The organism is Ramlibacter sp. PS4R-6 (assembly GCF_037572775.1).
GTDB lineage: Bacteria > Pseudomonadota > Gammaproteobacteria > Burkholderiales > Burkholderiaceae_C > Ramlibacter.
This window is the reverse complement of the sequence record NZ_JBBHKA010000001.1, coordinates 3449857-3474302: the sequence shown is the minus strand read 5'-3', so window position 1 is coordinate 3474302 and position 24446 is coordinate 3449857. Positions and strand designations below refer to the sequence as shown.

The window sequence follows — 24446 nt, the reverse complement described above, 5'->3', positions numbered from 1 at the left end:
CGCGGGCCGCTTTTTCTTTCAGTGGGCTTCCAGTTCCCGGTGCTCGCCCATGTCGGGCGGCGTGCCCGTGACGGCCGCCTTCGCCATCTTGAACAGCTGCGTCGTCTTGCTCTCCTTCACGTCCCAGTACTCGGCGTGCAGGATGCGCACCTGCACCAGTTCCAGGTCGGGGTCGCCGGCGCCGCCCGGGAACCACGCCTTGGCCATCGCGTTGAACAGGTGCTGCTTCAGGCGCATGTCCTCGCTGATGCTCGCCTGCCCGGTGATGGAGACATAACAGTCTTTCGCCGTGTCGGCGTACGCCACGTTGACGTTGCCGTCGGCCATCAGGCGCTGCCCCAGCTCGGTCTTCTTCGACACGAAGAAGTACAGCATCAGGTCCGGCTCCAGCGACTTGTTCTGCGTGGTGAGGGGATGCGCATGCAGGCTGCCGTTGGCGTGCCGGTGCGTGAGCATGCCGAAGCGGATGTGCTTGACGATTTCCCAGAGTCTCTTGTGCGGGTCGGGATGCGCGGTCACGGGGCTCTCCTTGAAAGCACCCATGCTGGACCGCGCGCCCGTGCGGCGCCGTCGTCTGGGCGCGGCGCTTGCTGTGCGTGGCCGCCGACAGCGGATCAGAGCGTCGCGTGCAGCTGCCGCAGAGCCTGCGCCGTGGCCTCGTCGGCGGGGAAGAAGGTTTCCAGCGCGAGCTCCTGCAGCGTCACGTCCACCGGCGTGCCGAAGATCGTCGTGGTGCTGATGAAGCTCAGCATGCCGCTGGCGCCGCGGAAGCGGAACGGCATCAGCACCCCGAGCAGCTCGCCCTCGACGTGCTCGTCGCAGCCTTCGGGGACCGGGTAGCTGCGCAGCTCGTCGAGCAGGGCCGCCAGCGTGGCGTCGCCGGTAGCCTGCACCTGGTGGCGCAGCCGCTCGAAGATGTGCGCGCGCCACTGCCCCAGGTTGGCGATCTTGGGCGCGAGCCCCTTCGGGTGGAGCGACAACCGCAGCACGTTCACGGGCGCCTGCACCAGCGACGCATCGGCGCCTTGCATCAGGTGCGGCAGCATGCGGTTGGCGGCGACGAGGTTCCAGTGGCGGTCCACGGCCAGCGCGGGGTGGGGCTCGTGGCTTTTCAGCAAGGCCTCGATCGCCCGCCGCGCGGGTGCGAGCGCCGGGTCGTCCAGGGGCCGCTCCCGGTACATGGGCGCATACCCGGCAGCCACCAGCAGCGCGTTGCGCTCGCGCAGCGGCACGTCCAGGCGCTCGGCCAGGCGCAGCACCATCTCGCGGCTGGGCATCGAGCGGCCGGTTTCCACGAAGCTCAGGTGGCGCGTGGAGATATCGGCGTCCTGGGCCAGGTCCAGCTGCGACAGGCGCCGCCGTTGGCGCCAGTCGCGCAGGTGGTCGCCGAAGCCGCGCGGCGCGGCACGGCGCGAAGGGGCAGCGATCGTGTCCATGGCGCGATGGTAGTGCCGGGCGCGGCGCGGGCCATTACCTGCCACGTCATCGACGCCACGCCGGCGGCCGCGAAAGATGCGGGCATCCCAACCCAAGGAGCCCACCATGGCCATCGTCGATTCCCCCAAGTTCCTGCGCTACGTCCTGCTTGCCGACAGCGCCTCCTGCGTCGCGACCGGCGCCGTGCAGGTGCTGCTGGCCGCCACGCTGGCCGACCTGTTCCGCCTGCCGGCGATGCTGCTGATGGGTACGGGCGTGTTCCTGCTCGCCTATGCCGCGGTGGTCGCCTTCATCGGCACGCGCGAGGTCATCCCGCGCGGCTTCGTGTGGCTGTTCGTCGCCGGCAATTTCGGCTGGGCCGCCGGCTGCGTCGCGCTGCTCGCGGCGGCGCCGCTCAACCCGACCGCGCCGGGCCAGGCCTGGGTGATCGCACAAGCCATCACCGTGGTCATCCTCGCGGAACTGCAGTGGGCGGGGCTCCGTTCCCGACCGGCCGGTTGGGCTTAGGGGACATTCGATTCTTGTATGCTGGGGAGCTCCATTTCCTCCCCCGCTACGAGAAGAGAAAGCCCCGATGACCCGCGTCTTCAATTTCAGCCCCGGACCCGCGACCCTCCCCGAATCCGTCCTGCGCCAGGCCGCCGGCGAGATGCTCGACTGGCATGGCAGCGGCATGTCCGTGATGGAGATGAGCCACCGGGGCAAGGAATTCATCGCGATCCACGCCGAGGCCGAGCAGCTCGCGCGCGAGCTGATGGGTGTACCCGCGAACTACAAGGTGCTCTTCATGCAGGGCGGCGCGATCGGCGAAAACGCCATCGTGCCGATGAACCTCATCGGCGCGACCGGCAAGGCCGACTACGTGATCACCGGTGACTGGTCGAAGAAGTCGGCGACCGAAGCCAAGAAGTACGGAACGATCAACACGGCCGCGAGCGGCGAAGGCGGCAAGTTCACGGCCATCCCGAAGCAATCGGAGTGGAAGCTCGACGCAGGCGCGTCGTACGTGCACATCTGCTCCAACGAAACCATCGGCGGCGTTCAGTACCACTGGCTGCCCGACACGGGCAAGGTGCCGCTGGTGGCGGACATGTCGTCGGACATCATGTCGCGCCCCGTCGACGTGGCCCGCTACGGCCTCATCTACGCCGGTGCGCAGAAGAACATGGGCCCGTCGGGCCTCACCCTGGTGATCGTGCGCGACGACCTTCTGGGCCACGCCATCCCGGCTTGCCCCTCTGCCTTCAACTACAAGCTGCAGGCCGAAGCGGATTCGATGTTCAACACGCCGCCCACGTATGCGATCTACATCGCGGGCCTCGTCTTCAAGCATTTCAAGCAGCAAGGCGGGCTGAAGGCCGTGGAGGAACACAACCGCGCCAAGGCCAAGGTGCTGTACGACTACCTGGACGAAAGCAAGTTCTATTCGAACCCTGTCGCGAAGGAAGATCGCTCGCTGATGAACGTGCCCTTCAAGCTGAAGGACGATTCGCTCGACGAGGCCTTCCTGAAAGGCGCGCAGGCGAAGGGCATGATCCAGCTCAAGGGCCACCGCTCGGTCGGCGGCATGCGCGCGTCGATCTACAACGCGATGCCCATCGAAGGCGTGAAAGCGCTGGTGGCGTACATGAAGGAATTCGAGGCGCAGCATGGCTAGCCGCTCGCCCTATCGTGTCCTGGTGTTGAACCAGATTTCGGAGAAGGGCCTGCAGCGCCTGCCCGAAGGCAAGTACGTGACGGGCAAGGACATGGCGAATGCCGACGCCGTGCTCGTGCGCTCGGCGGACATGCATTCGCTGGAGATCGCACCGAGCGTCAAGGCGATCGCCCGTGCGGGCGCGGGCACGAACAACATCCCCACCAAGGCGATGAGCGCCCGCGGCGTGCCCGTGTTCAACGCGCCCGGCGCCAACGCGAACGCGGTGAAGGAGCTCGTGCTGGCCGGCATGCTGATGGCCGCGCGCAACCTGGCGCCCGCGCTGTCGTTCGTTGGCGGGCTCGACGCGAAAGCCGCGGACCTCGACAAGCGCGTCGAAGAGGGCAAGAAGGACTTCGCCGGCTTTGAACTCGCGGGGCAGACGCTCGGCATCGTTGGCCTCGGCAAGGTCGGTTGTCTGGTCGCGGATGCCGCCATCAAGCTCGGCATGAACGTGCTGGGCTACGACCCCGAAATCACGGTCGACGCAGCCTGGAGCCTGCCCGCGCAGGTGAAGAAGGCCACGAGCGTCGCCGACGTGCTGAAGAACGCCACCTTCATCAGCCTGCACGTGCCGCTGGTCGAAGCCACGCGCGACCTGGTGAACGACAAGAACATCGCGCTGCTCAAGCCGGGCAGCGTGCTGCTGAACTTCTCGCGCGACGGCGTGGTGAACGACGCGGCGGCGCTCAAGGCGCTCGATGCGAAGCAGCTCGCCTGGTACGTCTGCGACTTCCCGGCCGATGCCATCCTCTCGCACCCGCGCGTGGTGGCGCTGCCCCACCTGGGCGCATCGACGCGCGAGGCGGAGGAGAACTGCGCCGTGATGGTGGCCGACCAGCTGCGCGACTACCTCGAACACGGGAACATCACGAACTCCGTGAACTTTCCCAACGTGCAGATGCCGCGCGAATCGCGCTACCGTTTGGCCATCGCCAACGCCAACGTGCCGAACATGCTGGGGCAGATCTCCACCACGATGGCGCAGGCGGGCTTGAACATCCACAACATGGTGAACAAGTCGCGCGGCGAGATGGCCTACACGCTCGTCGACGTGGACAGCCCCGTGGGCGACGCGGTCATGGCGCAGCTCAGGGCCATCCACGGCGTGCTCGCCGTACGCTACCTGCCGCAGGAAGAAGACTAAGAAAGGTCCCGCCATGCCCCACGCCTTCGAAAACACCCTCAAGACTTTCAAGGCCGGCGGCGGCAGGACGGGGCGGTACTACTCGCTGCCCGAGCTGGCGAAGCAGTACCCGAAGATCGGCCGCCTGCCCGTCTCGATGCGCATCGTGCTCGAGTCGGTGCTGCGCAACTGCGACGGCAAGAAGGTCACCGCCGAGCACGTGCGCGAGGTGGCCAACTGGTTCCCCAACGCCGACCGCACCGAGGAAATCCCCTTCGTCGTCGCGCGCGTGGTGCTGCAGGACTTCACCGGCGTGCCGCTGCTGGCGGACCTGGCGGCCATGCGCAGCACCGCGGGGCGCCTGGGCAAGAAGCCCGGGCAGGTCGAGCCGCTGGTGCCGGTGGACCTGGTCGTCGACCACTCGGTGATGGTGGACCACTACGGCACGCGCGATTCGCTGGACCTGAACATGAAGCTGGAGTTCCAGCGCAACCGCGAGCGCTACCAGTTCATGAAGTGGGGCATGCAGGCCTTCAAGACCTTCGGCGTCGTGCCGCCGGGCTTCGGCATCGTGCACCAGGTGAACCTGGAATACCTCGCGCGCGGCGTGATGTCCGATGCGAACGGCGTGTTCTATCCGGACACGCTGGTGGGCACCGACAGCCACACGACCATGATCAACGGCATCGGCGTGGTGGGCTGGGGCGTCGGCGGCATCGAGGCCGAAGCGGCGATGCTCGGCCAGCCCGTCTACATGCTCACGCCGGACGTCGTGGGCTTCGAGCTGACGGGGCGCCTGCGCGAAGGCTGCACGGCCACCGACCTCGTGCTCACGGTCACCGAGCTGCTGCGCAAGCACAAGGTGGTGGGCAAGTTCGTCGAGTTCTTCGGCGAAGGCACGCGCACGCTGGCCGTGCCCGACCGCGCCACCATCGGCAACATGGCGCCCGAGTACGGCGCCACCATGGGCTTCTTCCCGATCGACGACAAGACCATCGACTACTACGAGGGCACGGGCCGCACGAAGGAGCAGCTCGCGGCGATCGAGGGCTACTTCAAGGCACAGGGCCTGTTCGGCGTGCCGATGCCCGGCGACATCGACTATTCGACCGTCGTCTCGCTGGACCTGGGCGACGTCACGCCCAGCCTCTCGGGCCCGAAGCGGCCGCAGGACCGCATCGAGATCGGCAGCGTGAAGTCGCGCTTCATCGACCTGTTCAGCAAGCCCGCGGCCGACAACGGCTTCAACAAGCCGGCGGACGTGCTGCAGACGCGCACCCTGATCCACCCCGGCGGCGAAACGCCCGACCCGAAGATTCCCGCGAACCCGCCGGTGAAGCCGGCGGCCCCGGCGTTCGTGGCGGAGATGGAGTCGAACAAGCCCACGCTCGCCGCCGCGCAGCACGAAGCCCCCTCAGCACCGGCCGTGGCGCGGGACATCACGATCGGCAATGGCGACGTGCTGATCGCGGCCATCACGAGCTGCACGAACACGTCGAACCCCGGCGTGATGCTGGCTGCCGGCTTGCTCGCGAAGAAGGCGGTGGAGGCGGGCCTGCGCGTCAAGCCGCACGTGAAGACATCGCTGGGCCCGGGCTCGCGCATCGTCACCGAGTACCTCGAGAAAGCCGGGCTGATCCCCTACCTGGAGAAGCTGGGCTTCGCGGTGGTGGGCTACGGCTGCACCACCTGCATCGGCAACTCGGGCGACCTGGCGCCCGAGATCAACGAGGCGATCACCAAGAACGACCTCGTCTGCGCCGCGGTGCTCTCGGGCAACCGCAACTTCGAGGCGCGCATCCACCCGAACATCAAGGCGAATTTCCTGGCCTCACCGCCGCTCGTGGTGGCCTATGCCATTGCAGGCACCGTGCTCAAGGACCTGATGACCGAACCGGTCGGCAAGGGCACGGGCGGCAAGGACGTGTGGCTGGGCGACATCTGGCCGGCGAGCGAAGAGATCCACAAGCTATTGAAGTACGCCATGGACGGCAAGGCTTTCCAGGCGAACTATGGCAACGTCAAGAGCAAGCCGGGCAAGCTGTGGCTGGACATCCACGGCGTGAGCGGCGAGACCTACAACTGGCCCAAGAGCACCTACATCGCCGAGCCCCCGCTCTTCGATGGCTTCACCCTGGCCCCGCCGACGGCGCAAGGCGCCAGCTACGACGTGAAGCAGGCGCGCATCATGGCGCTCTTCGGCGACTCGATCACCACCGACCACATCTCGCCCGCGGGCTCCATCAAGGAGAGCTCGCCCGCCGGCCAGTGGCTGCTGGAGCACGGCGTGATGAAGCCCGACTTCAATAGCTACGGCTCGCGCCGCGGCAACCATGAGGTGATGATGCGCGGCACCTTCGCCAACGTGCGCATCAAGAACCTGATGATCCCGGCGCGCGACGACGGCTCACGCGAGGAAGGCGGCGTCACGGTGCACCGCGACTCGAAGGGCAACGCCGAGAAGATGTTCATCTTCGACGCGGCGATGAAGTACATGGCCGAGGGCCGGCCCACGGTGATCTTCGCGGGCGAGGAATACGGCACGGGCTCGTCGCGCGACTGGGCGGCCAAGGGCACGCAACTGCTCGGCATCAAGGCCGTGGTGGCGCGCAGCTTCGAGCGCATCCACCGCAGCAACCTGGTGGGCATGGGCGTGCTGCCGCTGCAGTTCAAGGGCAGCGACACCTGGCAGTCGCTGCGCCTGGACGGCAGCGAGTGGGTCGACGTGATCCCCGACCCGAACCTGCGCCCGCAGAGCGACGCGAAGGTGGTGGTGACGCGCGCCGACGGCAGCAAGCAGGAGTTCGTGGCGACGCTGCGCATCGACACGCCGATCGAGGTGGACTACTACCGCCACGGCGGCATCCTTCCCTTCGTCCTGCGCCAGCTCCTCAGCTCGTGATCGCCTGCGCCTTCGCGATCTGCGCGAGGGCGTCCATCAGGTAGGCGGCGGCGGGCGAGGGCGTGCGCCCCGCCAGCGACACCACGCCGATCTGCGAATGCGAGAACTCCGCGGCGAAGTCCTCGACGTTCAACGGCACAAGGCGCCCGGCCCCGATCTCCACGGCGAGCAGGTCGTCGGTGCCGATGATGACCGTGTCGCTGCCCAGTGCCACCTGCTTGAGCAGGTGCACGTCGTCGCATTCGACGGCGATGGGCAGCGGCGTGCCGTCGGCCAGGCCCATCATGCGCACGAACTGCACGGTCACGTCGTCCGGCAGGCGGCCTGTGCCGATGCCGAAGGGCAGCAGGTCGGGCATCTTCAGGTGCTTGCGCCCCAGCAGCGGATGCCCGCGCCGCACGTAGAAGCCCCCGCGCATGCGCCCGAGGCTGCGCACCTGGAAAATGCCGCCGCGCGGCACGCGCCGCGCATTCGCGACGAAGAACTCGTGCTCCTCGCGCTCCACGCAGTCCAATAGGTCCTGCGCGTTGCCCATGCGAACGCGCACGGCAACGTGCGGGTAGCGCTTGCGCAGCTCGCCGAGCGCCAGGGGCACCAGCGTGGCCGCGGGGAACGGCCCCGTGCCGAAAGTAACGTCGCCGATCTCGCGCTCACGGAACATCGCCATGTCGCGCTCGAGACGCTCGCTCTGGTGCAACAGGGCCCGGGCGCGCTCGACGAAGAAGGTGCCGGCGGGGGTCGGCCGCGCCTCCAGGGCGCCGCGGTCGAAGAGCCTGAGCCCCAGCTCCTTCTCGGCGGCCTGGATGCTGCGGCTGAAGGCGGGCTGGCTCAGGTGCACCCGCTCCGCCGCCCGGCGGAAGTTGGATTCGTCGGCCAGCGCGACGACGTGTTGCAGGCGCCTCAGGTCCACGCTATGCACCCCCTGCATCGATTCTGGACCCACAATGCATTGGACGGCAATACTTCATGCCTAAATAATCCGCTCCCGTCCCACCCCCGCCCACGAGGCGACCCGGACCGGAAAAGACCCCCTTGAACACCCCCAAGATCGTCACCCGCGTGCTGCGGGCCAGTGTTTCGCGCATCAGCGGTTCCGTCATGGAGGCACTGTTCGACGCGCGCGAGCGCGCCGTCAACGAGCGCGTGGAAGGCCTGCACGCCTCGCTGATGTATTCCAGCGGCTGGTTCCTGCTGTGGCTGGAAGGCAGCGACGAAGCCGTGGACACGGTGCTGGCGCGCTCGTCGAAGAAGCTGCGCAAGCACGTGCAGCCGCGCATCATCCACCGCAGCAAGGGCGCCGCGACGCTGAAGGAAGCGCTCACGGTGATGACCACGCAGTGGCCCGAGACGCCCGCCGATTTCGCGCGCCGCATCGAGGCGGTGGAGCATGCGCGGCCGCTGCTGGAGCCGAAGGAAATGTGGCGCCGCCTGGCCGAGCCCTGCGCGCTGGGCGAGGCGCACCCGGCCCGGCGCGTCGCGCTGGTCGGCGCCGACGACACCCGCTCCATCGATTTCGTCCGCAAGCTCGCCGACCGGTTCGGTGCGCCCATGGTCTACCAGCGCTTTGCCAACTCCGACCTCACGACGCGCGACGTGGGCGCGGTCTACGTGGACCTGCCGATCGACGGCGAGCCTACCCGCGTGCAGGTGCTGTCGCGCCGCGCGCTGGGGCACCGCATGGTGCGCGAATCGCTCAGGAACGTGCAGAAGATCGCGGTCGTGCTGGGCCCGCGCCCGGGGTCGGCCATCGAGCTCGCGGACAGCGTCGCCGGTTTCGTCCACGCGGTTCCCGCGGTGCCCGAGATCGACCTGATCGGCCAGTGCGCCGAGACGGCGCACAGCGTCAGCGAGTACCTGTGCCGACAGGTCAAGCGCGCGATCACGCACCGCGTGTCCGAAGCGACCGAGGCGAACCTGCTCGAGGTCCTGTTCGGCCCGCCGCTCGCCAAAGCGGCCTGACCAATTCACCGCGCGTGGCGGGCAGAATGCCCCCATGCCCATCGAGCTGACGATCGCCGGGGGTGGCATCGCCGGCCTTGCCGCGGCGTTTGCCAGCGCCCGCGCGGGCATGGAGGCCCGCGTGTTCGAGCGCGCGCCGCAATTCAGCGAGACGGGCGCGGGCATCCAGCTCGGGCCGAACGTCACCCGCATCCTCGAGGCCTGGTCGCTCGGCGCCGCCCTGCGCGCCTGCGCCGCTGCGCCCGAAGCGCTGGTCGTGCGCGATGCGGCGGACGGGCGCGAGCTGGCCCGCATGCCGCTGGGCCGTGACTTCGAGCAGCGCTACGGCGCGCCGTACCTCACCTTGCACCGCGCGGACCTGCAGCACCTGTTGCTGGACGCGGCGCGCGAAGCCGGCGTGGACTTGCACGTGGATGCCGCGGTGGCCGAGGTCGCGATGGACGCGCGCGTTCGCATGCAGCTGTCGAACGGACAGAGCGTGGAAGCGGACGCCCTGGCCGCGGCCGACGGCGTGTGGAGCACGCTGCGCCGCCTCGTGGCCGACGACGGGCCCGCGCAAGCGACGGGCCACTTCGCCTACCGGGCCCTCGCGCTGCAACCGTGCCTGCCGCCGGCCCTGCGAAGCGTGGAAGTGACGGTTTGGCTCGCGCCGCGTATGCACGTCGTGGCATACCCGGTGCGCGGCGGCGAGCAGCTCAACGTGGTCGCCTTGCTGGAACGCGCGAGCCAGGTCCCCGCGCAGGGCTGGGACGCCGTCGGCGCGGAATCGGACCTGCTGCCGGCGATGCACGGCATGTGCTGCGCCTTGCACCAGTTGTTCGATGCGATGCCGGGCTGGGGCGTGTGGTCCCTGCACGACCGGCCGCCGGTGGCGGGTGCGCGCGAGCTGGCGAAGGGCCGTGTCGCGCTGCTGGGCGACGCCGCGCATCCCATGCTGCCGTACCTGGCGCAGGGCGCGGGCATGGCGATCGAGGATGCGCAGGACCTCGCGCTAGTCCTCGCCGACGCCACGCCCGCCTCGGTGCCCGGCGCGCTGCAGCGGTATGCCGAGGCGCGCTGGCGGCGCTGTGCCCTGGTGCAGGAGCGTGCGCGGCGCAACGCGACGATCTTCCATGCGAGCGGCCCGCTGCGGTTCGCGCGCGACGCGGCGATGCTCGTCGCGGGGCAGAAGCTGCTCGACCAGCCCTGGCTGTACGCGCGCTAGAGGTTCGTCCGGAGTTTCCAGATCTCGGGGAACAGCACGACGTCGAGCATCTTGCGCAGGTAGCTCACGCCACCCGTGCCACCGGTGCCGCGCTTGAAGCCGATGATGCGCTCCACCGTGGTGACGTGGCGGAAGCGCCAGAGGCGGAAGGCGTCCTCCAGGTCCGTCAGTTCCTCGCCCAGCTGGTACAGGTCGAAGTACTTGTCGTTCTCGCGGTAGACCTTGAGCCACGCCTGCTCGACCTGGTCGCTCTCCACGTACGGCTGCGTCCAGTCGCGTTGCGTGTGCGACGCCGGGATCGGCAGTCCGCGCGCCGCCAGCAGCCGCAGCGACTCGTCGTACAGCGATGGCGACTCGTGGAACAAGCGCACCTGCTCGTGCAGGTCGGGCCGGTGCTCGTGCGGCTTGAGCATGGCCGCGTTCTTGTTGCCCAGCGCGAATTCGACGCAGCGGTACTGCGCGCTCTGGAAGCCGCTGGATTGGCCCAGGTAGGGACGGATCGCGCTGTACTCCGGCGGCGTCATGGTCGCGAGCACGTCCCACGCATGCACCAGTTGCTCCATGATCCGCGACACGCGCGCCAGCATCTTGAAGGCGCTGCCCAGCTCGTCGCGGGCGACGGCCGAGATCGCAGCGCGCAGTTCGTGCAGCATCAGCTTCATCCACAGCTCGCTGGTCTGGTGCTGCACGATGAACAGCATCTCGTTGTGGTCGGGCGAGAGCGGCTGCTGCGCCGACAGGATCTTGTCCAGCTGCAGGTAGTCGCCGTAGCTCATGGACTGGGTGAAGTCGGTGTGCGCGTTTTCGGCGCGCACGATCTCTTCGGGTTTCTTGGTCGCCATCAGGTCACCGCGTTCCTGCGATTGAATTCGTCCTTGCGCCATTCACCGCTCTCGAGCACCTGCTGAAGGTGCTCCGCCGCGTGCCACACGTCCTCGAACGACGTGTACAGCGGCGTGAAGCCGAAGCGCAGGATGTCCGGTGCGCGGAAGTCGCCGATCACGCCGCGCGCGATCAGCGCCTGCACGATGGCGTAAGGCCCGTCGCCCCGCGCCAGGCACACCTGCGAGCCGCGCAGGGCGTGGTCGCGCGGGGTGACGACGGAAAGCCCGTGTCCTGCGCAGCGCTCCTCGACGAGCGCGATGAAGAGGTCGGTGAGCGCCAGCGACTTCGCACGGATCGCCGCCATGCCGCCATGGCTTTCGGCCGCGGTGAAGGCATCGAGCCCGCATTCGAGCGCCGTCATCGACAGCACGGGCTGCGTGCCGCACAGGTACTGCGCGATGCCGGGGGCGGGGCGGTACTCGTGCGTGAATTCGAAGGGCGCCGCGTGGCTCCACCAGCCGGCCAGCGGCTGCTCGAACTTGTCGCGGTGCCGCGGATGCACCCACACGAACGCGGGCGCACCGGGGCCGCCATTGAGGTACTTGTAGCCGCAGCCGATGGCGAAGTCGGCATCGGCCGCGTGCAGGTCCACCGGCACTGCGCCGGCGCTGTGGCACAGGTCCCAGACCGTGAGGATGCCGGCCGCGTGCGCGGCGCGCGTGATTGCGCCCATGTCGAGCATCGCGCCGGTGCGGTAGTTCACGTGGGTGAGCATCAGCACGGCAACGTCGGGCCCCAGCGCGGGCGCGACCACGCCGTCGTCGACGAGGCGCAATTCGCATCCGCGCTCGCGGCACAGCGCCTGCGCGATGTACAGGTCGGTGGGGAAGTTGCCGCGCTCGCTGACGATGACGCGGGCCGACTTGTCGCGCGACTGCGCGATGGTGATCGCCGCGCTGAGCACCTTGTAGAGGTTGATCGAAGTCGTGTCCGTCGCGACCACTTCGCCGTCACGCGCACCGACCAGCGGCGCGATCTTGTCGCCCAGGCGCTGCGGCATCTCGTACCAGCCGGCGGCGTTCCACGAGCGGATCAGGCCCTCGGCCCATTCCTCGCTCACGGCCTGCGCGATGCGCTGCGGCACGGTCTTGGGCATCACGCCCAGCGAATTGCCGTCCAGGTAGATCACGCCCTCGGGGATCACGAACAAGTTGCGCAGGGCGCGCAGCGGGTCCTGCGCATCGAGCGCGAGGCAGTTTTGCAAGGTGGTCATGTCAGTTCGCGCAGCACCGCGCGCACGGGCGACGCGTCGGCGGCCATCAGCTTCAGGGGGAGGGCGATCAGTTCGTAGTCGCCTTCGGGGACGTCGTCGAGCACCAGGTTCTCCAGCACGCGCAAGCCCAGGCGCCGGATCACCTGGTGGCTGTCCAGCGTCTTGCTTGGCGCGGGGTCGATGCTGGCGGTGTCGATGCCGACAAGCTTCACGCCGCGTGCGGCCAGCTTCTCGATCGTTTCGGGTGCGTAGGCCGACAACTGTTCATCCCAGCGATCGACCGGCGCATGGTCATACGTGCGCACGAGCACGCGCGACGGCAGTTCGCGCACCGCGTGCTCGATGTGACGCCACTCGACGAGCGGCCCGCAGCCGATCGCATGGATCACGCGGCACGGGCCGAGGTACGCATCGAGGTCCACCTCGCCGATGGTCGTGCCTTCGTTGCCGTAGTGCAGCGGCGCATCGGCATGCGCGCCCACGTGCGGCGACAAGGTGATGCGGCTGACGTTGACGGGACAGCCCGGCCCGATCTGCGCGGACCATTCCTGCGCGTAGGGCGTGTCGCCGGGAAACACCGGCGAGCCGGGCGCCACCGGCGGCGAGATGTCCCAGAGCCTCTTTTTCATGCGGCGGAGTGTGCGCCGGGCGGAAAGGTCGTGGTGTCGGTTAATTCCAACAATCGATCGCTGCGAGGCCATGGCGCGCACGGGCGTTGTTGCATGCATCGCTTCCGGCTTCGAACTCGCGGCATGGCGAAGGCCGCCACTCGTAGATGCCGCAACTCGCCCGCTCGCCAACGCGCCCCACCAGTGCGGCGCAGCGAGGGCGGGCGTGGTCGGTGCCGCGCATGCGGCACATCGAAGGCGTCACCTCGACCGCAAGCCCCTCGGGAACGCGCCCGCCGTGCGCCTCGCTTTCCTGTGCCGCGAAATCCACGCGAAACGACGCGCAGCACGCCCCACATTCGAGGCAAGGGTGAACCCGGTCAGCGCCCATGTCCGTCAACGGCCGCGCCGCGCCTTGCGTTGCAGGCGAACTGTACGCCGATACAGTGTTCATCAACCTGGAGGATCATCATGGAACTTCAAGCCGCGCGCCAGATTATCGACACCCTCGCGCAGGGCATCCATCCCGTCACCGGCGAGGTCATGCCGGAAGACAGCCCCTACAACGCCCCGCCCGTCATCCGCGCGCTGTTCGCGGTGTCGCAGGCGCTGGACGGCCAGCCCGCAAAGGCGCGCCGCGAGCCGCCGCCGAATGCCGGCAAGCCCTGGTCGGCACAGGAAGACGGCAAGCTCGAGTCCGCGTTTTCCGCGGGGATCGATGTGCGCGACATCGCACTGGAGATGGGGCGCACCGCGTGGGCCGTCGAAGCGCGCCTCGTCAAGCTGGGGAAGATCGCGCCGCGTCCGGGAATGCGGATGTCCTCGCCGCTAGCGAACTAGCGTGTGGTTGGCCGGGCCGCGGCGGAGGACATTCGGGCAACAGAGTGCCGCCGCACCCGCCACCCTGCATCGAATCACACGCGACCGAGAAGGAGGTACTCCATCAAAGCCTTCTGCACGTGCATCCGGTTCTCCGCCTCTTCCCACACGACCGACTGCGGACCGTCGATCACGTCCGCTTCCACTTCCTCGCCGCGATGCGCAGGCAAGCAGTGCATGAAAAGCGCATCGGGCTTGGCGGCCTTCATCATCTCGGTGTCGACGCACCAATCCGCGAAGGCCTTGCGGCGCACTTCGTTCTCGGCTTCGTAGCCCATGCTGGTCCACACGTCGGTGGTGACGAGGTCCGCGCCGGCGCAGGCTTGCATCGGGTCCTTGAAGACCTTGTAGCTCTGGGCGCTGCGGATGCCGGCGAGGGCCTGGTCCACCTCGTAGCCGTGGGGTGTGGAGACGTGCACCTTGAAGCCGAGCAGGTCGGCGGCCTGCAGCCAGGTGTTGGCCATGTTGTTGCCATCGCCCACCCATGCGACGACCTTGCCCTGGATCGAGCCGCGCTGCTCGATGAACGTGAAGATGTCCGCGAGCACCTGGCACGGATGGAACTCGTTGGTCAGGCCGTTGATCACGGGCACGCGCGAGTGCTGCGCGAACAGCTCGATCTTGTCCTGCCCGAAGGTGCGGATCATCACCAGGTCGACCATGCGGCTGATCACGCGCGCGCTGTCCTCGATGGGTTCCGCGCGGCCCAATTGGCTGTCGCCGGTCGTGAGGTGCACGACGCTGCCGCCCAACTGGTACATACCGGCCTCGAAGCTCACGCGGGTGCGCGTGGAGGCCTTCTCGAAGATCATCGCCAGCGTGCGGTCGGCGAGCGGGTGGTACTTCTCGTAGGCCTTGAACTTGCGCTTGATCTCCGCGGCGCGCGCGAAGACCCACGCGTATTCGTCGGCGGTGAAATCCGAGAACTGCAGGTAGTGCTTGATCGCAGCCATGCTCAGGGCTCCGCCAGGAACTGCTTCACCACCGGCACGAGCTTCGCGACGATCTCGTCGGCTTCCGCCACCGTGAGGATCAGCGGGGGCACCAGGCGGATGACGCTGTCGGCCGTCACGCTGATCAACAGGCCGTTGTCGCAGGCGCGCTGCGTGAGCACGCCGCAGGGCTTGTCCAGCTCGATGCCCAGCATCAGGCCCTGGCCGCGGATCTCGGTGACGCCTTCCAGCGACCCGAGTTCGTTGCCCAGCGCCTCCTTCAGGTGCGCGCCGACGCGGGCGGCGTTGGCGAGCAGGCCTTCCTCTTCCATGATGCGGATCGTCTCGACACCCGCGCGCATGGCGAGCGGGTTGCCGCCGAAAGTAGTGCCGTGGTTGCCCGGCTGGAAGATGTTGGCGGCCTTGGGGCCGGCGACGACGGCCCCCACGGGCACGCCCGAGCCCAGGCCCTTCGCCAGCGGCATCACGTCCGGCACGATGCCGGCCCACTGGTGCGCGAACCACTTGCCGGTGCGGCCCATGCCGCACTGCACCTCGTCGATCATCAGCAGCCAGTCGTTCTGCGTGCACAGCTCGCGCACCTGCTTCAGGTACTCGACGCGCATCGGGTTCACGCCGCCTTCGCCCTGGATGGTCTCGAAGAACACGGCCACCACGCTCTTGTTGTTGGCGGTCTTCTGCTTCAGGGCCTCGATGTCGTTGAGCGGCACGCGGATGAAGCCGGGCACCAGCGGGCCGAAACCCTTCTGCACCTTCTCGTTGCCCGTGGCCGACAGCGTGGCGATGCTGCGTCCGTGGAAGGCCTTCTCGTACACCACGATCTGCGGCGTCTCGATACCCTTGTCGTGGCCGAACTTGCGCGCGAGCTTGATCGCGCCCTCGTTGGCCTCCAGGCCCGTGCAGCAGAAGAACGCGTTGGTCATGCCCGAGAGCTCGACCAATTTGGCCGCCAGCTTTTCCTGGTTGGGCACGTGGTAGTAGTTGGACGAGTGGATGATCTTGGCCACTTGGTCCTGCAGCGCCGCCACCAGCTTCGGGTGGGCGTGGCCCAGCGTGTTCACGGCGATGCCGGCGAGGGCGTCCAGGTACTCGCGGCCGTTCACGTCCCACACGCGCACGCCTCGGCCATGCGACAGCGCGATCGGCAGCCGGCCGTAGGTGTTCATGGTGTGGGGCGATGCAGCCTCGATCATCGAAACGGTCCTTTCCAGGTCCAGAAAAAGAAATCGGCCCAACGAGTGAGCCGCTGAGGCCCAATTCTAGGCACACGCGTCGCGGCCCTTGGTTGCCGATTCCGCATCAGACCGATGCCCCGTGACAGCGGGCTGAAAGGGCCAGGTCTTATATAAGAGTACAATTTCCTGCTGCGCTGCAAAAAATGGCGAAACAGATCTTCATCCAGGGCGTCACGCGCGACGGCAAGACGTTTCGCCCGAGCGACTGGGCCGAGCGATTGGCCGGTGTGATGAGCTCTTTCCGCCCCGGCGGCGTGCAGCCCGGCAGCCACCTGAGCTATTCGCCCTGGTGCTTCCCCACCGTGGTCAACGGCGTCAAGTGCGTGGTGTGCAGCATGGAGCTGCGCGAGGCCGACCCCATGGCCTGGGACTTCGTCGTGAACTTCGCCAAGGACAACAACCTCGAGTACGGCGAAGCCTGCCTGATGCCGGACGAGAAAGACACTGGATCCCGGCCTGCGCCGGGATGACAAAAGGGGCCCGAAGGCCCCTTTGTCACTTTGCTGGCAGCGCACCCGTTTCAAACGGCACAAGCCTTTCGGGCCTGCGGGCTGTTTGCCTGAATCGTCAGGCGGCGGTGGCCAGGGTCTTGACCCGGGCGGCCAGGCGGCTCTTGTCGCGAGCGGCCTTGTTCTTGTGGAAGATCTGCTTGTCGGCCACGGTGTCGATGATGCTCTGGGCCTTCGAGAAGGCTTCGGCGGTCTTGGCCTTGTCGCCGGTGGCGGCGGCCTTCTCGACGTTCTTCACCGCGGTGCGGTACTTGGAGCGCAGGGACGTGTTCGCTGCGTTCAGCTTGACGTCCTGGCGTGCGCGCTTCCGGCCCGAGGCCAGTCGCGGGTTCTTTTTCTTGGGTTTTCCAGCGGCCATGTAAATGTGTCCTTAAGTGTCTGAGGATGTTGCCAGCAAAGCCCACCATTATAGCGGCGGGTACACTGGCGCGCTGCCGATGAGCCTGTTCAAAGCCGCATCCACCGTCTCGCTGCTCACGCTGGCGTCGCGCATCACGGGGCTGGTCCGCGACCTGCTCATGGCGGCCACCTTCGGCGCCAGCGGGTTGACCGACGCATTCAACGTCGCATTCCGCATCCCCAACCTGTTCCGCCGGCTCTTTGCCGAGGGCGCCTTCAGCCAGGCTTTCGTGCCGGCGCTGGCCCACTCCCGGGAAACGGACGGCGAGGAAGCCACCCACCGCCTGATCGACGGCGTGGCCACGGTGCTGGCGTGGGCCCTGCTGGTCACCTGCGTGATCGGCGTGGCCGGCGCGCCGGTGCTGGTGTGGCTGCTCGCCAGCGGGTTCAAGAACACGCCCCACAGCTTCGAGGCGGCCGTCTTCATGACGCGCTGGATGTTCCCGTACATCGCCTTCATGTCGCTGGTGGCACTGTCCGCCGGCATCCTGAACACGTGGAAACATTTCGCGGTGCCGGCGGCCACGCCGGTGCTGCTGAACGTGGCGATGATCCTCGCGGCCTGGCTGGGCGCGCCGTGGTTCCGCAGCATGGGCATCGAGCCGATCTACGCGATGGCCGGCGGCGTGATGCTGGGCGGCGTGCTGCAGCTGGCCGTGCAGGTGCCGGCGCTGCTGCGCATGGGCCTGCTGCCACGGATCGGCCTGGGGTGGAAGACGCTGCGCAGCGCGATGGCCGAGCCCGGCGTGCGGCGCGTGGCGGCGCTGATGGCGCCGGCGTTGCTGGGCGTCAGCGTCTCGCAGATCTCGCTGATGATCAACACGCAGATCGCCTCGTGGCTGGGCCCCGGCAACGTGACGTGGCTGGATTACGCCGGCCGCCTCATGGAGTTCCCCACCGCGCTGCTCGGCGTCGCGCTCGGCGTGGTGCTGATGCCGCAGCTCGCGGGCGCGCGCGCCGGCGGCGACGACGCGCGCTACTCCGCGATGCTCGATTGGGGTTTGCGCCTCGTGGTCCTGCTCGCGGTGCCGAGCTCGCTCGCGCTCCTGGTCTTCAACGTGCCGCTGATCGCCACGCTGTTCCACTACGGCGCGTTCAAGGACAGCGACGTCACGCAGGTGGCGCTGGCGCTCGCCGGCTACGGCGCCGGCCTCGTGGGCCTCGTGGCGATCAAGGTGCTGGCGCCCGGCTTCTACGCCAGCCAGGACATCCGCACGCCGGTGCGCATCGCCATCGCGGTGCTGGTCATCACGCAGCTCATGAACATCGCGCTGGTGCCCTGGCTGCGGCATGCCGGCCTGGCGCTGTCCATCAGCCTCGGTGCGCTGCTCAATGCCGGCTGGCTGCTCGTCGGCCTGCTGCGCCGGGGCACCTACAAGCCGACGCCCGGTTGGGGGCGCTTCCTGCTGCAGGTGGTTGCGGCGACGGCGCTCATGACGGTGTTCCTGATGTGGGGTGCTTCCGCCTTTGCATGGCTGGCGTTGCGCGCCGAAGCGTTGCAACGCGCGGCCTTGCTCGCGGGCCTGCTCGCGGCCGCCGGCGCGATCTACTTCGCCGCCCTTTGGGCGGCCGGCTTGAAACTTCGCCAATTTATCGCGCACTAAGCGGGATGCGCGGACTTCCCTGCCTTGACGGGCAGGGGGGCCTCCACTACAAAGAACCATGCTGTTGAATTTCACGCCGCCGACGCCGCTGGAGTACTTCAGTGCTCTCGTGCAAAGCGACGACGAGTTCCCGCTGCTCGAAGCCGCCTGCAGCATCGCGCAGGACGAATACCCTGACCTCGACGTGCAGCAGGTGCTGGGCGACGTCGACCAGCTGCTCGCACGCCTGAAGCGCCGCCTGCCCGCCGACGCCGCCGCCCTGCAAAGGCTGCGCGCGCTCAACCAGTTCTTCTTCCGCGACCTGAGCTTCGGCGGCAACGTCAACGACTACTGCGACCCCGACAACAGCTACCTGAACGTGGTGCTGCGCACGCGCCGCGGCAACCAGATCGCGCTGGCGGTGCTGTGGATCGAGCTCGCGCAGGGCCTGGGCCTGCACGCGCGCGGCGTGTGCTTCCCGGGGCACTTCATGGTCAAGGTGAACCTGCCCAAGGGGCAGGTCGTGATCGACCCGTTCACGGGCCAGTCGCTCTCGCGCGAGGAGCTCGAGGAAAGGCTGGAGCCCTACAAGCGCCGCAGCGGCCTCATCGACGACTTCGAGGTGCCGCTGGGCCTGTACCTGCAGGCCGCGCCGGCGCGCGACATCGTGGCGCGCATGCTGCGCAACCTGAAGGAAATCCACCAGTCGCAAGAGGACTGGCAGCGCCTCATCGCGGTGGAGGACCGCTTGCTGGTGCTGTTGCCCGATGCCTGGGCCGAGTACCGCGACCGCGGCCTCGCGCATGCGGAGCAAGGGCATTCGCAATTGGCGGTGGTGGACCTGGAGACGTACCTGGTCCACGCGCAGGATGCGCTGGACATCGACTCGATCGCCGACCGCGTCGCGAACCTGCGCAGGGAAAAAAGCTGACACGCCGCGCAGGCGTGTCATCCCGGCGCAGGCCGGGATCCAGCGTCGTCTAACGCTTGAGGAACTGCGGGACTTGCGTGCGCGATCCCGCCAGCGTTCCCGCCACCGCACGGTGTTCCGTGCGCGTCGCCGAAACACCCGACAGCCGCGTGCCGTGCACCAGCGAGTCCTGCGCGGGCATCAGGTTCTCCGGACGGGCCGACGCGATGCGCGTGGGCGCCTGCGTGCGGATCACCGGCCCGTCGTTCGCCGCTTGCGGCGGGGAGATCACCGGTTCCAGCCACTCGAGGATGCTTTGCCACTGGCCCAGGTCGGTGGCGACCTGCGCCGGCTTCACGTCGAAGATCGTCAGCCCGCGTTCCAGCGCCCGTGTGTAGACCGTCGTCTCGCGCAGCACGCCCAGGAAGGGGATGCCCATCGCGTCGGCCCAGGCGCGCATCACCTCGGCGCCGTTGGTGCGGCCGTCGATGCGCATGCCGACCACGCCGATGCGGCAGCGGCCATTGGCCACGCGCGGCAGCGCCATCAGTTCCGCGTGGCACAGCGCGGCCGATTCGCGGTCGAACATCGACGGGCACACCGGCATGACGATCGCGTCGGCGAACATCACGACGCGCGCCAGCTCGAAGCCGTGCAGGCCGCCGGGCGTGTCGAGCACGACGTGGCTGATGCCCGTGGGCACGCGCAAGGTGTTCTGGTCCATCGCCCAGGGCGCGATGGCGGGAAGGTCGGAAGGACGGCGCCGCAGCCAGTTGCGGCTCGATTGCTGGCGGTCGACGTCGCCCAGCATCACGGCGTGGCCCGCGCGCGCGCACCAGGCCGCGACGTGCGCCGCGAAGGTGCTCTTGCCGCTGCCGCCCTTGCGGTTGACGACCGCGATCACAGGCATGGAAACCGTCTCCTCGTCCCGGGGGAGGGCCAGTCTGCTACAAATTTGGGCAGCCGTCCACAACGAAAGCCCGGATGCGGGGCCGTCGCTAGCGGATTTGTAGCGATTCGGACGGCCGGCCGGCGAGGCCCAGACTGCGCCAGGCCCGGCGCAACTGGGTGTCCGACGAGAAGCCGGCGATCTCCGCGGCCCTCGTGACCCCCTGGCCCGAGGCCAGCGCCGCCTGCGCGAGGGCCAACCGGATCCGCCGCACGTAGACCATGGGCGCCGTTCCCGCGTGTTCGACGAACAGGCGCGTGAGGTGGCGCGCCGAGGTGTGGCCGACGGCAGCCATGCGGGCCAGCGTCCAGTCCTGCTGCGGCTCGGCACACACGGCGTCCTGCACGCGGTGCAAGGCGGCGTGGACGTGGCCGCGGTGGGCCAGGAACGGCGAGAGCTCCGGGTCGTTGGGGCCGCGGCGCAGGGCCACGACCATGGTTTGCGCCACACGTGCGGCCAGCGGCGCGCCGCACTCCTGGGCGATGAGGTGCAAGGCCAGGTCGATGCCGGTCGTGACCCCCGCGCTCGAGGCCACGTCGCCATCGAGCACGAACACCCGGTTGCCCACGACGTCGCAGGAGGGCGCGACCTTCCGCAATTCCTCCAGGTGCTGGTGGTGCGTCGTGGCCCGGCGGCCGTCCAGCAAGCCCGCGTGGGCGGCGATCAGCGAGCCGGCGCAGACCGTGACGATGCGCAGCCCTCGCTGCCCGGGCCGCTGCTGCTGCAGCCAGCGCAAGGTCTCGGGCGCGCCGGGCTGGGTGGGGTCGAACTGGCGCCCCGGCATGCCGACCAGCACGAGCCAGCTGCCTTCCGGAAGTGATTCGGGCAGCGGATCGACGCCAGTCACTGCGATGCCGACCGAAGTCACCGGCGCTGTCTCGGGCCCGATGAAGCGCAGCTCGAAGCGCTGCGCTTCGCCACGCTCCGCCAGGCACTGGTTGGCGATGCGCAGCGCCTCGGCCGGCCCGCCCCAGTCCAGGACCAGGCTGCCGGGCAGCAGCACGAACCAGACCGGGATGGGTCTTTTCATCACTCGCCGCGCGCCATGCGTTCGACCGCCTGCGCCGCCGTGCAGATCGTGGCGAAACGGTCCTTCAGCACGGTGGCCGTGCGCTGCTTGATGTCGGCGGCCGTGAGCGTCGAGCCGTCGGCGTTCTGCATGTCGAAGGTGTGCGTGGCGTCCGCGACGAAGTCCACGGCGAAGCCCAGGTCCGACGCGTGGCGGGCGGTGGTCTCGCAGCACTGCTCGGTGCGGATGCCGCTGACCACGATGCGGTTGACGCCGTTCTGCGTGAGCCACACGTCCAGCCCCGTGCCCACCAGCGCGCTGTGGCGCGACTTGTGGAAGGTGGCGGCGGGCTCGCACTCGCGCAGGCCCTGCAGCGGCCGCACGTGGCCCGATTCGAGCGCGAACGGGTTCGACGCGGCCTTCGGCCCGGAGACGTGGAACACACGCACGATCGGCACGCCATGGCGTTGCGCACCCTCGATCAGCGCGTTCTGCGCCTCCAGGTAGGCGGGCAGGTCTCGCTCGGTGAAGAACGGGCGGTGGCGGAAGGATTCCTGGATGTCGATCAGAACGAGACAGGACTTCATGGCGGCCTTTCGGTGGGTGGATGCCGCGATCTTCGCTGGCGCGCGCGGGTCGTGCCACGCGCCACGGGACGGGTTTCGATCAGTTTAGGACATCACCGGCCGGCGCGCGAGCAGCCCCGCCAGGGCCAGCGCCGTCAGGCCCGCCCCGCACCAGAAGGTGACCGAGGCCCCGTAGGCGTCCCACAGCCAGCCCGCCAGGGCGCTGGCCGCCAGCAGCGCGATGCCGCTGGCCAGGTTGAAGACCCCGAAAGCCGTCCCGCGCAGGTCGTCGGGCGCATTGCCCGCGACCATCGCCGCCAGCAGGCCCTGGGTCATGGCCATGTGCAGGCCCCACAGCGCGATGCCGGCCCACAGCAGCGGGCCGGTGGACGACAGGGCGAGCAGGGCGTCGGACACGATCAGCACCACCAGCCCGCCGGCCAGCAGCGCGTGCCGGTTCACCCGGTCCGAGAGCTTGCCCAGCGGGTACGCGCCGAGCGAGTAAACGACGTTCATGGCCACCAGCACCAGCGGGGCGAAGGCGATGGCGAGCCCGCCTTCCTGCGCTCGCAGCACCAGGAAGGCCTCGGAAAAGCGGGCCAGCGTGAACACGCTGCCCACGGCCACCACCCACCAGTAGGCGCTGCCCAAGCGCCGCAGGTTGGCGCGGCGGATGGGGAACTCGCGCTTCTCGCTGCGGGGCACGTCGGGCTCGCGCACGCCGAACGCCAGCAGCGCCACCGCGAGGACCGCTGGAATCACCGCGACCCAGAAGACGGCGCGGAAGTCGTTGGCCCACAGGACCATCAGGCCCATGGCGAGCAAGGGCCCGGTGAAGGCGCCGACCGTGTCCAGCGACTGCCGCAGACCGAAGGCGGCGCCCTGCATGTGGCGCGGGGCGATGTCGGCGATCAGTGCATCGCGCGGCGCCCCCCGGATGCCCTTGCCGAAACGGTCGGCCAGCCGCGCCGTGAGCACGAGGCCGATGCTGTCGGCGATGGCGAAGAGCGGCTTGGACACCGCGGCCAGTGCGTAGCCCAGCACGGCCAGGGGCTTGCGCTTGCCGAACCAGTCGCTGAGCACGCCCGAGAACACCTTGACGATGAGCGCCATGGCCTCGGCCAGGCCCTCGATGATCCCGACGGTGAGCATGCTGGTGCCGAGCACGGTCACCATGAACACCGGCAGCAGGCTGTGGATCAGTTCCGAGGAAACGTCCATCAGCAGGCTCACGAAGCCCAGCGCCCAGACGGCGCGGGGCATGCGGTCGGTGGCGGGCGATAATTTGGTCATGGATTCGAAGGCATCGGCCGGGGGCGGAACCCTCAGCTACGAACAGGCAGGCGTCAACTACGACCTCATCGACCCCCTCAAGGTCGCCGCGCAGCGGGCCGCCGCGGCCACCGGGGCCCACCTGGCGGCGCACGGCTTCACCGAAGTGAAGGCCTCGCGCGGCGAGTCGGCGTACGTCGTCGACGTCGGGCCCTTCTACATCGCTTCCATCGTCGAGTGCCTGGGCTCCAAGGCGCTCGTCGCCGACGAGATGCACCAGCTCACCGGCCGCAGCTTCTACGCGAGTATCGCGCAGGACACCATCGCGATGGCCGTGAACGACCTGATCACCGTGGGCGCCACACCGCTGGTCGTGCAGGCGTACTGGGCCGCGGGCGGGTCGGAATGGTTCTCCGACGCGCAGCGCGCGCAGGCGCTGGTCGAAGGCTGGAAGAAGGCGTGCGAGGTGTGCGGCGTCGCCTGGGGCGGCGGCGAGACGCCCGCGCTCGCCGGCATCGTCGAGGCGAACCGCATCGACCTTGCGGCTTCTTGCACGGGCTTGATCAACCCGAAGGAGCGGCTGTCGGTGGGCGACAAGCTGGCGGCCGGCGATGCCATCGTGCTGCTGGCATCGAGCGGCATCCACGCCAACGGCCTGTCGCTCGCGCGCAAGCTGGTCGAGCGGCTGCCGCAGGGCTACCTGACGAAACTCGACGACGGCCGCAGCTACGGTGAGGCCTTGCTCGACGCGACGACGCTCTATTCGCCGGTGACCGAGGCCCTGTACAAGGCCGGCATCCAGCCGCACTACTGCGCCAACATCACCGGCCACGGCTGGCGCAAGCTGCTGCGCCATCCCGCGCAGCTCACGTACCGGATCCACACCGTGCCGCCGGTCCCGCCGGTGCTGCGCTTCATCCAGCAGCACGCCCAGCAGGACGACCGCGAGGCCTACAGCACGCTCAACATGGGTGCGGGCTTCGCGATCTTCGTCCCCGCGAAAGACGCGCAGCGCACCGTCGACGTCGCCAAGGCCTGCGGCATCGACGCCTGGGTCGCCGGTGCCGTCGAAGCCGGGCCCAAGCAATTGCTGGTCGAGCCGCTGTCGATCCGCTTCGGCGACGACGACCTGCAGCTGCGCTGAACGAAGCA

The 24446-nt window shown here is 68.6% G+C and carries 25 protein-coding genes; 11 read left to right on the top strand and 14 right to left on the bottom strand.

The window, feature by feature from the left end; translation table 11 throughout:
* Positions 1 to 18: 18 nt before the first annotated feature.
* Positions 19 to 519 carry a pyridoxamine 5'-phosphate oxidase family protein gene (locus WG903_RS17310; protein WP_340077714.1) on the bottom strand — a complete coding sequence of 167 codons (501 nt, stop codon included), beginning with the start codon at positions 517 to 519 and terminating at the stop codon, positions 19 to 21.
* A 95-nt stretch (positions 520 to 614) separates the two neighbouring features.
* Positions 615 to 1436, bottom strand: coding sequence for a helix-turn-helix domain-containing protein (locus WG903_RS17305; protein WP_340077712.1), 822 nt, complete (start codon positions 1434 to 1436; stop codon positions 615 to 617).
* A gap of 106 nt (positions 1437 to 1542) precedes the next feature.
* On the opposite strand from WG903_RS17305, the gene WG903_RS17300 reads away from it, so the two are divergent.
* The 4 genes from WG903_RS17300 to WG903_RS17285 all read left to right on the top strand — a co-directional run bounded on the left by WG903_RS17300 (position 1543) and on the right by WG903_RS17285 (position 7161).
* Complete coding sequence (locus WG903_RS17300) at positions 1543 to 1944, top strand: hypothetical protein (protein ID WP_340077710.1); 402 nt, start codon at positions 1543 to 1545, stop codon at positions 1942 to 1944.
* A gap of 67 nt (positions 1945 to 2011) precedes the next feature.
* Positions 2012 to 3094, top strand: a complete 1083-nt coding sequence (serC, locus tag WG903_RS17295) for a 3-phosphoserine/phosphohydroxythreonine transaminase (protein ID WP_340077708.1) — start codon at positions 2012 to 2014, stop codon at positions 3092 to 3094.
* A gap of 22 nt (positions 3095 to 3116) precedes the next feature.
* Positions 3117 to 4280, top strand: coding sequence for a phosphoglycerate dehydrogenase (locus tag WG903_RS17290; protein ID WP_340077706.1), 1164 nt, complete (start codon positions 3117 to 3119; stop codon positions 4278 to 4280).
* Between the two features lie 13 nt (positions 4281 to 4293).
* Complete coding sequence (locus WG903_RS17285) at positions 4294 to 7161, top strand: aconitate hydratase (protein WP_340077704.1); 2868 nt, start codon at positions 4294 to 4296, stop codon at positions 7159 to 7161.
* Here WG903_RS17285 and WG903_RS17280 read toward each other — a convergent pair.
* Entirely contained in the window at positions 7151 to 8071 is a 921-nt protein-coding gene (locus WG903_RS17280; RefSeq protein WP_340077702.1) for a LysR family transcriptional regulator, read from the bottom strand. The two genes, WG903_RS17285 and WG903_RS17280, sit on opposite strands and share 11 nt — an antisense overlap.
* 122 nt (positions 8072 to 8193) lie before the next feature.
* Between WG903_RS17280 and WG903_RS17275 the strand changes: the two genes are divergently transcribed.
* Both WG903_RS17275 and WG903_RS17270 read left to right on the top strand, forming a co-directional pair.
* Complete coding sequence (locus WG903_RS17275) at positions 8194 to 9120, top strand: hypothetical protein (RefSeq protein ID WP_340077700.1); 927 nt, start codon at positions 8194 to 8196, stop codon at positions 9118 to 9120.
* A 34-nt stretch (positions 9121 to 9154) separates the two neighbouring features.
* Positions 9155 to 10324 (top strand): FAD-dependent monooxygenase, encoded by a 1170-nt coding sequence (locus WG903_RS17270; protein ID WP_340077698.1) that lies wholly within the window; start codon positions 9155 to 9157, stop codon positions 10322 to 10324.
* On the opposite strand, the gene kynA is transcribed toward WG903_RS17270, so the two are convergent.
* The 4 genes from kynA to WG903_RS17250 are packed head-to-tail and all read right to left on the bottom strand — an operon-like array spanning position 10321 to position 13421.
* Complete coding sequence (gene kynA / locus WG903_RS17265) at positions 10321 to 11166, bottom strand: tryptophan 2,3-dioxygenase (protein WP_340077696.1); 846 nt, start codon at positions 11164 to 11166, stop codon at positions 10321 to 10323. The genes WG903_RS17270 and kynA overlap by 4 nt on opposite strands.
* A complete protein-coding gene (gene kynU, locus WG903_RS17260; RefSeq protein ID WP_340077694.1) occupies positions 11166 to 12422 on the bottom strand; it encodes a kynureninase in 1257 nt (418 codons plus the stop codon). The genes kynA and kynU overlap by 1 nt, the downstream gene beginning before the upstream one ends.
* Positions 12419 to 13051 (bottom strand): arylformamidase, encoded by a 633-nt coding sequence (gene kynB / locus WG903_RS17255; protein WP_340077692.1) that lies wholly within the window; start codon positions 13049 to 13051, stop codon positions 12419 to 12421. Before kynB ends, kynU begins: the two co-directional genes overlap by 4 nt.
* 40 nt (positions 13052 to 13091) lie before the next feature.
* Positions 13092 to 13421: a YkgJ family cysteine cluster protein gene (locus WG903_RS17250; protein ID WP_340078271.1), complete on the bottom strand. Its 330-nt coding sequence runs from the start codon at positions 13419 to 13421 to the stop codon at positions 13092 to 13094.
* Between the two features lie 80 nt (positions 13422 to 13501).
* Here WG903_RS17250 and WG903_RS17245 point away from each other — a divergent pair, with 80 nt between their 5' ends.
* Positions 13502 to 13870, top strand: coding sequence for a hypothetical protein (locus WG903_RS17245; protein WP_340077690.1), 369 nt, complete (start codon positions 13502 to 13504; stop codon positions 13868 to 13870).
* A 74-nt stretch (positions 13871 to 13944) separates the two neighbouring features.
* Here the strand turns inward: WG903_RS17245 and argF are convergent, their stop codons facing one another.
* Positions 13945 to 14862 (bottom strand): ornithine carbamoyltransferase, encoded by a 918-nt coding sequence (gene argF, locus WG903_RS17240; protein WP_340077688.1) that lies wholly within the window; start codon positions 14860 to 14862, stop codon positions 13945 to 13947.
* 2 nt (positions 14863 to 14864) lie between these two features.
* Complete coding sequence (locus WG903_RS17235; RefSeq protein ID WP_340077686.1) at positions 14865 to 16055, bottom strand: aspartate aminotransferase family protein; 1191 nt, start codon at positions 16053 to 16055, stop codon at positions 14865 to 14867.
* Between the two features lie 185 nt (positions 16056 to 16240).
* On the opposite strand from WG903_RS17235, the gene WG903_RS17230 reads away from it, so the two are divergent.
* Positions 16241 to 16567 carry a DUF3579 domain-containing protein gene (locus WG903_RS17230; RefSeq protein WP_340077684.1) on the top strand — a complete coding sequence of 109 codons (327 nt, stop codon included), beginning with the start codon at positions 16241 to 16243 and terminating at the stop codon, positions 16565 to 16567.
* A gap of 97 nt (positions 16568 to 16664) precedes the next feature.
* On the opposite strand, the gene rpsT is transcribed toward WG903_RS17230, so the two are convergent.
* On the bottom strand, positions 16665 to 16964 hold the full coding sequence (gene rpsT, locus WG903_RS17225) for a 30S ribosomal protein S20 (protein ID WP_340077682.1): 300 nt from the start codon (positions 16962 to 16964) through the stop codon (positions 16665 to 16667).
* 79 nt (positions 16965 to 17043) lie between these two features.
* On the opposite strand from rpsT, the gene murJ reads away from it, so the two are divergent.
* Both murJ and WG903_RS17215 read left to right on the top strand, forming a co-directional pair.
* Complete coding sequence (gene murJ / locus WG903_RS17220; protein WP_340077680.1) at positions 17044 to 18609, top strand: murein biosynthesis integral membrane protein MurJ; 1566 nt, start codon at positions 17044 to 17046, stop codon at positions 18607 to 18609.
* Between the two features lie 58 nt (positions 18610 to 18667).
* Positions 18668 to 19519, top strand: coding sequence for a SirB1 family protein (locus tag WG903_RS17215; RefSeq protein ID WP_340077678.1), 852 nt, complete (start codon positions 18668 to 18670; stop codon positions 19517 to 19519).
* A 49-nt stretch (positions 19520 to 19568) separates the two neighbouring features.
* Here the strand turns inward: WG903_RS17215 and WG903_RS17210 are convergent, their stop codons facing one another.
* The 4 genes from WG903_RS17210 to WG903_RS17195 all read right to left on the bottom strand — a co-directional run bounded on the left by WG903_RS17210 (position 19569) and on the right by WG903_RS17195 (position 23315).
* Positions 19569 to 20408: a ParA family protein gene (locus WG903_RS17210; protein WP_340077676.1), complete on the bottom strand. Its 840-nt coding sequence runs from the start codon at positions 20406 to 20408 to the stop codon at positions 19569 to 19571.
* Positions 20409 to 20496: 88 nt separating this feature from the next.
* A complete protein-coding gene (locus WG903_RS17205) occupies positions 20497 to 21477 on the bottom strand; it encodes a GlxA family transcriptional regulator (protein ID WP_340077674.1) in 981 nt (326 codons plus the stop codon).
* Positions 21477 to 22043: a cysteine hydrolase family protein gene (locus WG903_RS17200; protein WP_340077672.1), complete on the bottom strand. Its 567-nt coding sequence runs from the start codon at positions 22041 to 22043 to the stop codon at positions 21477 to 21479. The genes WG903_RS17205 and WG903_RS17200 overlap by 1 nt, the downstream gene beginning before the upstream one ends.
* 84 nt (positions 22044 to 22127) lie before the next feature.
* Positions 22128 to 23315 (bottom strand): MFS transporter, encoded by a 1188-nt coding sequence (locus WG903_RS17195; protein ID WP_340077671.1) that lies wholly within the window; start codon positions 23313 to 23315, stop codon positions 22128 to 22130.
* Here WG903_RS17195 and WG903_RS17190 point away from each other — a divergent pair.
* Positions 23314 to 24438, top strand: coding sequence for an AIR synthase-related protein (locus WG903_RS17190; RefSeq protein WP_340077669.1), 1125 nt, complete (start codon positions 23314 to 23316; stop codon positions 24436 to 24438). The two genes, WG903_RS17195 and WG903_RS17190, sit on opposite strands and share 2 nt — an antisense overlap.
* The last annotated feature ends 8 nt before the right edge of the window (positions 24439 to 24446 follow it).

What these genes read in the sequence shown, in the direction of transcription:
- kynU (WP_340077694.1), bottom strand. Translation starts at nt 12,422, where the DNA reads ATGACCACCTTGCAAAACTGCCTCGCGCTCGATGCGCAGGACCCGCTG.
- kynA (WP_340077696.1), bottom strand. Translation starts at nt 11,166, where the DNA reads ATGGCGACCAAGAAACCCGAAGAGATCGTGCGCGCCGAAAACGCGCAC.
- serC (WP_340077708.1), top strand. Translation starts at nt 2,012, where the DNA reads ATGACCCGCGTCTTCAATTTCAGCCCCGGACCCGCGACCCTCCCCGAA.
- WG903_RS17230 (WP_340077684.1), top strand. Translation starts at nt 16,241, where the DNA reads ATGGCGAAACAGATCTTCATCCAGGGCGTCACGCGCGACGGCAAGACG.
- WG903_RS17190 (WP_340077669.1), top strand. Translation starts at nt 23,314, where the DNA reads ATGGATTCGAAGGCATCGGCCGGGGGCGGAACCCTCAGCTACGAACAG.
- WG903_RS17235 (WP_340077686.1), bottom strand. Translation starts at nt 16,055, where the DNA reads ATGATCGAGGCTGCATCGCCCCACACCATGAACACCTACGGCCGGCTG.
- WG903_RS17305 (WP_340077712.1), bottom strand. Translation starts at nt 1,436, where the DNA reads ATGGACACGATCGCTGCCCCTTCGCGCCGTGCCGCGCCGCGCGGCTTC.
- WG903_RS17245 (WP_340077690.1), top strand. Translation starts at nt 13,502, where the DNA reads ATGGAACTTCAAGCCGCGCGCCAGATTATCGACACCCTCGCGCAGGGC.
- kynB (WP_340077692.1), bottom strand. Translation starts at nt 13,051, where the DNA reads ATGAAAAAGAGGCTCTGGGACATCTCGCCGCCGGTGGCGCCCGGCTCG.
- WG903_RS17200 (WP_340077672.1), bottom strand. Translation starts at nt 22,043, where the DNA reads ATGAAGTCCTGTCTCGTTCTGATCGACATCCAGGAATCCTTCCGCCAC.
- argF (WP_340077688.1), bottom strand. Translation starts at nt 14,862, where the DNA reads ATGGCTGCGATCAAGCACTACCTGCAGTTCTCGGATTTCACCGCCGAC.
- rpsT (WP_340077682.1), bottom strand. Translation starts at nt 16,964, where the DNA reads ATGGCCGCTGGAAAACCCAAGAAAAAGAACCCGCGACTGGCCTCGGGC.
- WG903_RS17205 (WP_340077674.1), bottom strand. Translation starts at nt 21,477, where the DNA reads ATGAAAAGACCCATCCCGGTCTGGTTCGTGCTGCTGCCCGGCAGCCTG.
- WG903_RS17300 (WP_340077710.1), top strand. Translation starts at nt 1,543, where the DNA reads ATGGCCATCGTCGATTCCCCCAAGTTCCTGCGCTACGTCCTGCTTGCC.
- WG903_RS17210 (WP_340077676.1), bottom strand. Translation starts at nt 20,408, where the DNA reads ATGCCTGTGATCGCGGTCGTCAACCGCAAGGGCGGCAGCGGCAAGAGC.
- WG903_RS17285 (WP_340077704.1), top strand. Translation starts at nt 4,294, where the DNA reads ATGCCCCACGCCTTCGAAAACACCCTCAAGACTTTCAAGGCCGGCGGC.
- WG903_RS17215 (WP_340077678.1), top strand. Translation starts at nt 18,668, where the DNA reads ATGCTGTTGAATTTCACGCCGCCGACGCCGCTGGAGTACTTCAGTGCT.
- WG903_RS17250 (WP_340078271.1), bottom strand. Translation starts at nt 13,421, where the DNA reads ATGGGCGCTGACCGGGTTCACCCTTGCCTCGAATGTGGGGCGTGCTGC.
- murJ (WP_340077680.1), top strand. Translation starts at nt 17,044, where the DNA reads ATGAGCCTGTTCAAAGCCGCATCCACCGTCTCGCTGCTCACGCTGGCG.
- WG903_RS17195 (WP_340077671.1), bottom strand. Translation starts at nt 23,315, where the DNA reads ATGACCAAATTATCGCCCGCCACCGACCGCATGCCCCGCGCCGTCTGG.
- WG903_RS17270 (WP_340077698.1), top strand. Translation starts at nt 9,155, where the DNA reads ATGCCCATCGAGCTGACGATCGCCGGGGGTGGCATCGCCGGCCTTGCC.